At 73.3% G+C, this 10,502-nt stretch carries 7 protein-coding genes; 6 read left to right on the top strand and 1 reads right to left on the bottom strand.

All coding sequences use genetic code 11. The annotated features are described in order from the left end of the window. Positions 1-1,472, bottom strand: a 1,472-nt coding sequence (locus tag VE546_RS24525; protein ID WP_324925965.1) for an FtsX-like permease family protein, incomplete at its 3' end; no start/stop codon positions are given. Positions 1,473-1,719: 247 nt separating this feature from the next. On the opposite strand from VE546_RS24525, the gene VE546_RS24520 reads away from it, so the two are divergent. The 6 genes from VE546_RS24520 to VE546_RS24495 all read left to right on the top strand — a co-directional run bounded on the left by VE546_RS24520 (position 1,720) and on the right by VE546_RS24495 (position 10,434). Next, complete coding sequence (locus tag VE546_RS24520; protein WP_324925963.1) at positions 1,720-2,727, top strand: LacI family DNA-binding transcriptional regulator; 1,008 nt, start codon at positions 1,720-1,722, stop codon at positions 2,725-2,727. 200 nt (positions 2,728-2,927) lie between these two features. Continuing rightward, positions 2,928-4,337, top strand: a complete 1,410-nt coding sequence (locus VE546_RS24515) for an extracellular solute-binding protein (protein ID WP_324925961.1) — start codon at positions 2,928-2,930, stop codon at positions 4,335-4,337. 69 nt (positions 4,338-4,406) lie between these two features. After that, positions 4,407-5,378, top strand: a complete 972-nt coding sequence (locus tag VE546_RS24510) for a sugar ABC transporter permease (RefSeq protein WP_324925959.1) — start codon at positions 4,407-4,409, stop codon at positions 5,376-5,378. Between the two features lie 16 nt (positions 5,379-5,394). Further along, complete coding sequence (locus tag VE546_RS24505; protein ID WP_324925957.1) at positions 5,395-6,270, top strand: carbohydrate ABC transporter permease; 876 nt, start codon at positions 5,395-5,397, stop codon at positions 6,268-6,270. Between the two features lie 151 nt (positions 6,271-6,421). Beyond that, positions 6,422-8,023: an alpha-amylase family glycosyl hydrolase gene (locus VE546_RS24500; protein WP_324925955.1), complete on the top strand. Its 1,602-nt coding sequence runs from the start codon at positions 6,422-6,424 to the stop codon at positions 8,021-8,023. Positions 8,024-8,079: 56 nt separating this feature from the next. After that, entirely contained in the window at positions 8,080-10,434 is a 2,355-nt protein-coding gene (locus tag VE546_RS24495; RefSeq protein ID WP_324925953.1) for a discoidin domain-containing protein, read from the top strand. Positions 10,435-10,502: the final 68 nt, after the last annotated feature.

Here is a 10,502-nt window from a genome sequence, read left to right as displayed (position 1 = left end):
GCCGCCCCGGCCAGCAGGCAGCAGGCGGGGGCGGCGACGAGCACGGGGTCCACGCCGAGCGCTCCGCCGCCGGACGTGAGGGCGCCGCCGGACGCCCGCCGCGCCAGTTGCCCGTAGGCCACCACGGCGACCGCCAGCAGGCCCAGGTCGGCCCCGGCCCGTACCGCGGCGCCGAGCACCGGGCGGCGCGCCCGTGCGGCCCGCTCCCGCACGTGGGTGCCGTGGCGGCGCAGGTGGGGCGCGGTCAGCGCCGCCACGCAGCCCAGGGCCACCAGGCCGGCGACCACCAGGGGCCCGCCGCCCGCCACCGCGGGGACCCGTACGCCGGCCTGCGCCAGGGCGCCGTGCCCGGCCGACAGGCCCACCAGCGGCCCGGCCAGCAGCACGGAGGCGACCGCCGCCGGGACCGCCGGCAGCAGCGCCTCACCGGCCGCGAGGGCCGCGATGCGTCCCCGGGTGGCTCCCCGTGCCCTCAGCAGGGCGTTCTCCCCGGCGCGCCGCTCGTTCAGCGCCCCGGCCACCAGGAGCATCACGCCCGCGGCCAGGACCGCCAGTTCGACCGCGCCCACCAGGATCGCCGACCGGCTCACCAGCAGCGACCGCTCCGTCTCGGACAGCAGGTCGGGCAGTTCGGTGGTGACCTGGACGCCGCCGGTGGCCGGGTCCTCGCCGAGGCGGGCCACGGCCCGGCGCACACTGTCCCGCAGCCGGTCGGTGCGGTCGGTGGTCACCGCCGAGAAGTCCGCCCGCGCCTGCCAGGACATGGCGGCCGGGGCGACCCGGCCGCCGGTGAACACCGAGGGGTCGGTGAGCAGCGGCCCGTAGGTGGTGAAGCCGACCGTGCGCACCCCGCGGCCGGCCAGCGGGTCGAGGCGCCAGTACGGGGCGCCGCGGTCCGCCGGGCGGTAGACGCCCGTCACCCGGATCCGCAGCGGCGGGCCGCGGCGCCGGTCGGCGAGGGTCAGCCGGTCGCCGGGACGCAGGTCCAGCGCGCGGGCCGCCGCCTGCGGCACGGCGACCGGAACGGCGTCCGCGGCCTTCGCCGGACCCGGGCGGGTCCCCGCGGTGAAGGACACCCGGGAGGTGTCGAAGGTGGCCAGCAGCGTCAGGCGCGGGTCGTCCGCGCCGGAGCCCGCCGTCCGCTCCCCCCGCTCCCCGCGCGGCAGTTGGTAGGGGCCCGACCGGGTGCTGGCGGCGACGCGCACCGGCAGTCCGTCGAAGGCGTCCCGCGCGGCACGGCGCACCAGCGCGTCGCACCGCGCCCGGTTGCCGGCGTCGACGCCGGCCTCGGCCTCGAGCAGGGTCCTGGCGACCGACCGGTGCTGGAGCACGCGGCGCAGGCCCGCGTCCGCGACGGCGTCGCCGAACACCGCGAGCGCGGTCAGCGCACAGCTTGTCAGGAGGACGGTGAGCAGCACGGCGGCCACCAGCGGCCGGTGCGCCCACGTCCGCCGGACGAGGAATTCCAGCACGGTCCCCCCGAACCCCTGCGGCCGGACGGCGTCTCCCGCCCTCCGGAGGGACAACAGTGTGCCGCACCGGTGGCGGGAGCGCACCGCCGGTGACCGGCATCCGCCGGTTTCCGTCCCCACCGGTTCTCCACCGGTCCGCGCGGTCCGCGGCACCCGGGCGCCGCCCGGCCGTCCGGCGGTTCCCGGGCCGTCCACCGGACGCAAGCGAACGCAAATGTCTTGCATGATTTGCGCTACTCTTGCGCTCATGACGCGACGACTTGCCCAGGTGGCCAAGAAGGTGGGGGTCAGCGAGGCCACGGTCAGCCGGGTGCTCAACGGGAAGCCGGGGGTCTCCGAGGCCACCCGGCAGGCCGTGCTGACCGCGCTGGACGTCCTCGGCTACGAGCGCCCCACCCAGTTGCGCGGCGAGCGGGCCCGTCTGGTCGGTCTCGTCCTCCCCGAGCTGCAGAACCCCATCTTCCCCGCCTTCGCCGAGGTGATCGGCGGCGCCCTGGCGCAGCAGGGCCTCACCCCCGTGCTGTGCACCCAGACCAAGGGCGGGGTCTCCGAGGCCGACTACGTCGACCTGCTGCTGCAGCAGCAGGTCTCCGGCGTGGTGTTCGCGGGCGGCCTGTTCGCCCAGGCCGACGCCCCGCACGAGCACTACCGGCTGCTCGCCCGGCGCCGGATCCCGGTCGTCCTCGTCAACGCCCCCATCGAGGGGCTCGACTTCCCCTGCGTCTCCTGCGACGACGCCGTGGCGGTCGAGCAGGCGTGGCGGCACCTGTCCTCCCTCGGGCACGAGCGGATCGGCCTGGTCCTCGGCCCGGGCGACCACGTGCCCTCCCGGCGCAAGCTCGCCGCCGCCCGGGCGGCGGCCGGGGCGGCCGGCGCCGCGCTGCCGGACGAGCGCGTCGAGCGCGCGATGTTCTCCCTGGAGGGCGGCCAGGCGGCCGCGGCCAGGCTCCTGGAGCGCGGCGTCACCGGGATCGTCTGCGCCAGCGACCCGCTGGCGCTGGGGGCCGTACGGGCGGCCCGCCGGCGCGGTCTGGCCGTCCCCGGCGACGTCTCGGTGGTCGGCTTCGACGACTCGGCCTTCATGACCTGCACCGAGCCGCCGCTCACCACCGTGCGCCAGCCCATCGAGGCGATGGGGCGGGCCGCGGTCGAGCTGCTGTGCGCGCAGATCCAGGGCGGTCAGGTCCAGCACGACGAGCTGCTCTTCGAGCCCGAGCTGGTCGTGCGCGGGTCGACGGCCCAGGCCCCGCGGTAGCGGGCCGCGGCCTCCCCCACGGCCTCCGGGACCTCCGGCGAAATTCCCGTACAGCGCGCCTCCGACAGGACGCAGGCGCTGTCAATCTTTTACGAAATCTGCGCGAGATATTGCGGACATCTGTTGGCGGTGGTTGAGTGTCCACGCCCCGCACCGCGCCGACCGCGGGTCCTCCACGTCCTGCCCGAAGGGGACCACCGATGAGAAGTGCCCGGTTCCGCCGTACCCGCCTCACCGCCGCGACCGTCCTCGCCTCCGCCCTCGCCCTGACCGCCCTGACCGCCTGCGGCACCAGCAGCAGCGACGGCGGGGAGGACTCCGGCGGCGGTTCGTCCGACCCGTCGGCGCCCCTCGATCCGAAGACGCGACTGACCCTGACGATCGACTGCATGCCCCCCAAGGCCAAGGCCGCCGAGCGCAGGCAGTGGACGGAGGACGTCAGGGAGTTCAACAAGAGGTACCCGAACATCAGGATCGAGGGCCGCTCCACCCCGGGCCAGTGCCTGGAACCCCCGCGCTTCACGGCGATGCTGAAGGCCAGGTCCCAGCCGGACGTCTTCTACACCTACTTCACCGACCTCAAGCAGGTGCTCGACAACGACGGCGCCGCGGACATCACCGAGTACGTCACCGAGCAGACCGTCCCGGCGCTGGACGACATCGACCCCGCCGTCCTGGACTCGCTCCGGCACCAGGGCAGGCTCTACGGCCTGCCGACCAGCAACTACCGGATGGGCCTGCTGATCAACCGCAAGCTCTTCGAACGGGCCGGGCTCGATCCCGACCGGCCGCCGCGCACCTGGGAGGAGGTCCGCACCGCCGCGAAGAGGATCGCCGGCCTCGGCGACGGCATCGCCGGCTTCGGCACGTACAGCACGGCCAACACCGGCGGCTGGCACTTCACCGCCCAGCTCTACAGCCTCGGCGGTGACGTCGTCGACGCGAGCGGCCGGAAGGCGGCGTTCGCGGGCGCGCCGGGCCGACGGGTCCTGGAGAACCTCCGCACCATGCGCTGGGAGGACCGCAGCATGGGCGAGACCCAGTTGCTCAAATGGGGCGACCTGCAGAAGCGGATCGCCTCGGACAAGCTCGGCATGTACCTCGCCGCGCCCGACGACATCACCTACATGGTGCAGCAACTGGGCGCCGACTACGGCAACTTCGGCATGGGCCCGATCCCGGGCGGCAAGGCCACCCTCTTCGGCGGCAACAACTACATGATCAAGAAGGGCAGCTCCCCCGACAAGATCAAGGCCGCCGTCGCCTGGCTCAACTTCAAGAACCTCACGGTGGGCGAGGGCCAGTTCGACTGGGCCCGCGCCAAGGCCGACAAGCTGCCCGTCGGCCTGCCGCAGCCCGACTTCTGGCTGAACGGGAGCAAGGAGAAGGACGACGCGAACCGCGCCGCCAACGCCACCGTGCCGATCGGGAACTTCAAGACCTTCACGGACCACCCGGTCGAGGGCAGGACGGAGCCGCCCCGGGCGCAGGAGATCTACAAGATCCTGGACACCGTGGTGTCCGGCGTCCTCACCAACCGGGACGCGGACGTGGACAAGCTGCTCTCCACCGCCGCGTCCCAGGTCAACCAGATCCTCGCCCACCCGTAGCCGCCCGCGCGGGGGCCGGGCCGAAGCCCTCCGGCCCGGTCCGGTCCCCGTCCGCAGCAAGGAGCGACCGTGTCGGCCCCCACCGTGTCCACGCAGTCCACCCGGCAGGCGGCCGGGCCCCGCCGTCCCCGTCCCGGTCCCGCGGTGGGCCCGCCGGCCGGCGGGGCGTTCCGCCAGGCGCTGCGCCGCCAGCTCACCGCGCACGGTTTCCTGATCGGCGCCGTGCTCTGCTTCGCGTTCTTCTCCTGGTACCCGATGGTCAGGGAGTTCCTCCTGGCCTTCCAGCGGACCGAGGACGGACGCACCACCTGGGCCGGCTGGTCCAACTTCACCACCGTCGCGAACGACCCGGCGTTCTGGCAGGCCTGGCGCAACACCCTGCTGTTCACCCTGCTCGCCCTGGTCCTCGGCTTCGCCGTCCCCTTCGTCGTGGCGCTCGTCCTCAACGAGTTCCGGCACGCCCGGGGCTATCTGCGGATGCTGGTCTACCTGCCGGTGATGCTCCCGCCCGTCGCGTCGGTCCTGCTCTTCAAGTACCTCTACGACCCCGGCTACGGCCTGTTCAACGAGATCCTGGCCTTCCTCCACCTGCCCGAGCAGCAGTGGCTGCAGGACCCCGACACCGCCATGCTCTCCGTCGTCATCGCGGCGACCTGGATGAACATGGGCGGCGCCACCCTGATCTACCTCGCCGCCCTGCAGGACATCCCCGGGGAGCTCTACGAGGCGGCCGAACTCGACGGCGCGGGCCTGCTGCGCAAGATCTGGCACGTCACCGTTCCGCAGACCCGGCTGGTCCTCTCGCTGATGCTGCTCATGCAGATCATCGCGACCATGCAGGTCTTCACCGAGCCGTTCCTGCTCACGGGCGGGGCGGGCCCGGAAGGGGCGACCACCACCGTCGTCCACCTCATCTACCAGTACGCCTTCAACTTCAACGACTACGGCGGCGCAGCCGCGCTCGGCCTGCTCCTGCTCGTGCTGCTCGCGGGGTTCTCCGCCGCGTACGTGCGGCTCGGCCGCGGCGGCGGGGACGAGTAGGGCCGGGAGGAGACCGATGTCCACACGCACGCTCATCCCGCCCGCGCAGCTCGCGCGGCCCCGCGGCCGGTTCCTCTACCGGGTGGTCCTCACCCTGGTGGTCGTCCTGTTCACGCTGGTCTTCCTCGGCCCGCTGTACTGGATGGTCTCCGGCGGGCTCAAGACCACCCAGGAGGCCGTCCAGTCGCCGCCGACCCTCCTGCCCGACGGCGTCCACCTGGAGAACTACTCCCAGGCCTGGGAGGTCATGGACCTGTCCCGGTTGCTGTTCAACACGCTCTACTACGCCCTCGGGGCCCTGGCCTTCCAGCTCGTCCTCGACGTCGCCGCGGCCTACTCGCTCTCCAGGCTCCGGCCGGTCCTGGGCAGGGCCGTCCTCGGCATGATGCTGGCGACCCTGATGATCCCGGCCACCGTGCTGGTGGTGCCGCAGTACCTGACGGTGCTGGACGTGCCGATCGTCGAACGCAACCTCCTCGACTCGCCCTGGGCCATCTGGCTGCCGTCCGTCACCAACGCCTTCAACATCTTCCTGCTGAAGCGGTTCTTCGACTCGGTCCCGGGCGAACTCCTCGACGCCGCGTCCATCGACGGCGCCGGACCGCTGCGCACCCTGTGGTCCGTGGTCCTGCCGGTGTCCCGGCCGATCCTGGGCGTCGTCTCCATCTTCGCGGTGGTCGGGGTCTGGAAGGACTTCCTGTGGCCGATGCTCACCCTGCCCGACCCCGCCAAACAGACGCTCAACGTCGGCATCTACTCGCTCTCCAGCGGCGTGCCCGAGAACGTCCTCATCGCCGCGCTCACCATCGCCTCCGTCCCGATGCTGATCATCTTCCTGGTCTTCCAGCGGAACATCATGAGCGGCCTCACCGCGGGCGGCCTCAAGGGCTGACCGGGCCCCGGCCGCCCCCGACCACACCCCGAGTCCCCGACCGCCCCCGACCACACCGCCCACCCGCCGAACCCCGCAGCCGACCGCCGCGGGACGCTCCGCCGTCCGGCCGGCGGAGCCCCGTGCCCGACGTGCCCGAAAGGACCGCCACGTGGCAGCCTCCCCCTCGCACCCCACCGACGACTGGTGGCGCGGCGCCGTCATCTACCAGGTGTACGTCCGCAGCTTCGCCGACGGCGACGGCGACGGCACCGGCGACCTCGCGGGCGTCCGGGCGAAGCTGCCCTACCTCGCCGAACTGGGCGTCGACGCGCTCTGGTTCACCCCCTGGTACCTCTCGCCGCTGGCCGACGGCGGCTACGACGTCGCCGACTACCGCACCATCGACCCGGCGTTCGGCACCCTGGCCGAGGCCGAGAAGCTCATCGCCGAGGCCCGCGGGCTGGGCATCCGCACCATCGTCGACATCGTCCCCAACCACGTCTCCGACCAGCACCCCTGGTTCCGGGCGGCGCTGGCCGCCGGACCCGGCAGCCCCGAGCGCGAGCTGTTCCACTTCCGGCCGGGGCGCGGCGAGCGGGGCGAGCTGCCGCCGAACGACTGGACCTCGCAGTTCTCCGGCCGTCCCTGGACCCGGGTGGCGGACGGGGAGTGGTACCTCCACCTCTTCACCCCCCAGCAGCCCGACCTCAACTGGGCGCACCCCACGGTCCGCGAGGAGCACGAGGACGTGCTGCGGTTCTGGTTCGAGCGGGGGGTGGCGGGCGTGCGGATCGACTCCGCCGCCCTGCCGGCCAAGGACCCCGACCTGCCCGACTTCACGGAGGGCGTCGACCCCCACCCGTACGTCGACCGCGACGAACTCCACGACATCTACCGCTCCTGGCGGGCCGTGGCCGACGAGTACGGCGGGATCTTCGTCGGCGAGGTGTGGCTGCCGGACCCCGGGCGCTTCGCCCGCTACCTGCGCCCCGACGAACTGCACACCGCCTTCAACTTCGCCTTCCTGGCCTGTCCCTGGGACGCGGCGGCGCTGCGCCGCACCATCGACGAGACGCTCGCCGGGCACGCCCCGGTCGGCGCCCCGGCGACCTGGGTGCTGTGCAACCACGACGTGACCCGCACCGTCACGCGGTACGGCCGCGCGGACACCGGTTTCGACTTCGCCGCCAAGGCCTTCGGCGTCCCGGCCGACCTGGAGCTCGGCACCCGCCGGGCCCGGGCCGCCGCCCTGCTCACCCTGGCGCTGCCGGGGGCGGTCTACCTCTACCAGGGCGAGGAGCTGGGGCTTCCCGAGGCGGAGATCCCGCTCGACCGCATCCAGGACCCGATGCACCACCGCTCCGGGGGCACGGACCCGGGCCGGGACGGCTGCCGGGTGCCGCTGCCCTGGACCGCGGACGCCCCCTGGTGCGGCTTCGGGTCGAGGGACGAGCCCTGGCTGCCGCAGCCCGAGGGCTGGGCCGCGTACGCCGCCGACCGCCAGGCCACCGACCCGGACTCGATGCTCTCCCTCTACCGGAGGGCCCTGCGGCTGCGCCGCACCACGGCCGGCTTCGGCGACGGGCCGCTGAGGTGGCTGCCCGCACCGTCCGGCCTCCTCTGCTTCGCCCGCCCGGCGGGCCTGGTCTGCGCCGTCAACCTCGGCGCGGAACCCGTCGAACTGCCCGCCCACACAGGCGTCCTGCTCGCCAGCGGCCCCCTGGACGGGGGCCGTCTGCCGCAGGACACGGCGGTCTGGCTGCGGACCTGACCCGCCGCGGCCGTCCGCCGGTCACCGTTCCCCCCACCTTCGGAGGTCCGAACTCCATGAGCCCCACACGAGCCGCGCCGCGTGGCCGGCTGCTCGCCCTGCTCGTCTCGCTCGCCTGCGCCGTCCCGCTCGGTGCCGCGGTCACCGGCTTCCCGGCCGGATCCGGCACCGCCGTCGCCGCCGAATCCGCCGCCCTCTCCCCGTTCGCGGTCGAGGGCCGCGGCGCGCAGGTGCCCTTCACCGAACTGGAGGCGGAGGCCGCCGCCACCAACGGCTCGGTGATCGGCCCCGACCGCACCTACACCACGCTGCCCTCCGAGGCGTCCGGCCGCCGCGCCGTACGGCTCGACGCCCCCGGGGAGTACGTGGAGTTCACCCTCACCGAGCCGGCCAACGCGATGACCGTGCGCTACGCCGTGCCGGACAACGCGGCGGGCACCGGCATCACCGCGCCGGTGTCGCTGAGCCTGGACGGCACCAAGCTGAAGGACCTGGAGTTCACCTCCCGGTACGGCTGGTTCTACGGCAGCTACCCCTTCACCAACACCCCCGGCGACAAACCGCACCACTTCTACGACGAGACCAGGACGCTCTTCGGCCGCACCCTGGCCGCCGGGTCGAAGGTGCGGATCACGCTCCCGTCCACCTCGGCCACGCCCTGGGCGGTCGTCGACCTCGCCGACTTCGAGCAGACCGCCCCCGTCGCCCGCCCGGCGGGCTCGCTGTCGGTGACGGACTACGGCGCCGACCCCGGCGGCGCCGCCGACTCCACCGCCGCCTTCCAGCGGGCCGTCGACGCGGGCCGGGAGCAGGGCAAGGAGGTGTGGATCCCGCAGGGCACCTTCAAGCTCACCGACCACGTGGTCGTCGACCGGGTCACGCTGCGCGGCGCCGGCCCCTGGTACAGCGTGCTGACCGGCCGCCACCCCACGGACCGCAAGCGGGCCGCGGGCATCTACGGCAAGTACGTCTCCGGCGGCGGCTACAGCGGCGAGATACGCCCGCACGAGGCCGGCGGGCCGAGCCGCAACGTGACGCTGAAGGACTTCGCGATCATCGGCGAGATCACCGAACGCGTCGACGAGGACCAGGTCAACGCGATCGGGGGCGCGATGAGCGACTCCGTCGTCGACAACCTCTGGATCCAGCACACCAAGGTCGGGGCCTGGATGGACGGCCCGATGGACAACTTCCACATCAGGAACAGCCGCATCCTGGACCAGACGGCGGACGGGGTGAACTTCCACTGGGGCGTGACCAACTCCTCCGTGGAGAACACCTTCCTGCGCAACCTCGGCGACGACGCCCTGGCCATGTGGTCCGACACCAGGCCGAACGCCGGCAACTCCTTCAAGAGCAACACCGTGGTGGCGCCGATCCTGGCGAACCACATCGCCGTCTACGGGGGCACGGACATCTCGGTCACGGACAACGTCCTGGCCGAGAGCCTCACCAACGGCGGCGCGCTCCACGTGGGCAACCGCTACCCCGGGGTCTCGCCGGGCCAGGGCACCGACGTCCGGGGCACCTTCACCCTCGCCCGCAACACCACCATCCGGGCCGGGAACACGGACTACAACTGGCCCTTCCCCGTCGGCGCGATCTGGTTCGACTCCCGCAACAGCCCCATCGACAAGGCGACGATCAACGTCACCGACACGGACGTCCTGGACAGCTCCTACGCCGCGATCCACTTCGTGTCCGGCACCACCCGGGGCGTCCACTTCAAGAACGTGACCATCGACGGCACCGGCACCTTCGCCCTCCAGTTCAACGACCCGGCGCAGGCGTCCTTCACCGACGTCAGGGCCAGGAACATCGGCTTCTCCGAGCCGGTCTACAGTTGCCTGGGCAGCTCGCTGGCCCTCACCCAGGGGCCGGGCAACTCCGGTTGGAACGAGAAGCTCCCCGCCACGTACTGCGGGCCGTGGCCCGCGCCCGACCACGACCACGGCACCGACCCGGGCCCCGGTCCCGGGCCGGACCCGACGGTCAACCTCGCCAAGGGGCGGCCCGTCACCGCGACCGGCCACGTGGACGTCTACAGCCCCGGCAAGGCGGTCGACGGTGACGCGAACTCCTACTGGGAGAGCACCAACCACGCGTTCCCGCAGTCGCTGACGGTGGACCTGGGGACGGCGGCCGAGGTGCGCCGGCTGGTCCTCAAGCTGCCCCCGGCCGCCGTCTGGCAGGCGCGGACCCAGACCCTGTCCGTGCTGGGCAGCACCGACGGCTCCTCCTTCACCACCCTGGCCGCGCCGAGGGACCTCCGCTTCGACCCGGCGACCGGCAACACGGCCACCGTGTCCCTGCCGGCCGGCACCAGCACCCGCCACCTGCGGGTGACGGTCACCGCCAACACGGGCTGGCCCGCCGCGCAGATCGGCGAGCTGGAGGCCTACCGCTCCTGACCCGCACCACCCGGCACCCCGCCCGCCCGTGCTCCACGGCGGGCGGGGTGCCGCTGCGCGCCGGCCCC

Origin of the sequence: Streptomyces sp., assembly GCF_035644915.1 — a bacterium.
Classification (GTDB): domain Bacteria; phylum Actinomycetota; class Actinomycetes; order Streptomycetales; family Streptomycetaceae; genus Streptomyces.
This window is presented reverse-complemented; position numbering and strand designations above follow the sequence as displayed.

Excerpts from the sequence above, each read along its gene's own strand:
- VE546_RS24515 (WP_324925961.1), top strand. The coding sequence starts at position 2,928 with ATGAGAAGTGCCCGGTTCCGCCGTACCCGCCTCACCGCCGCGACCGTC.
- VE546_RS24520 (WP_324925963.1), top strand. The coding sequence starts at position 1,720 with ATGACGCGACGACTTGCCCAGGTGGCCAAGAAGGTGGGGGTCAGCGAG.
- VE546_RS24505 (WP_324925957.1), top strand. The coding sequence starts at position 5,395 with ATGTCCACACGCACGCTCATCCCGCCCGCGCAGCTCGCGCGGCCCCGC.
- VE546_RS24495 (WP_324925953.1), top strand. The coding sequence starts at position 8,080 with ATGAGCCCCACACGAGCCGCGCCGCGTGGCCGGCTGCTCGCCCTGCTC.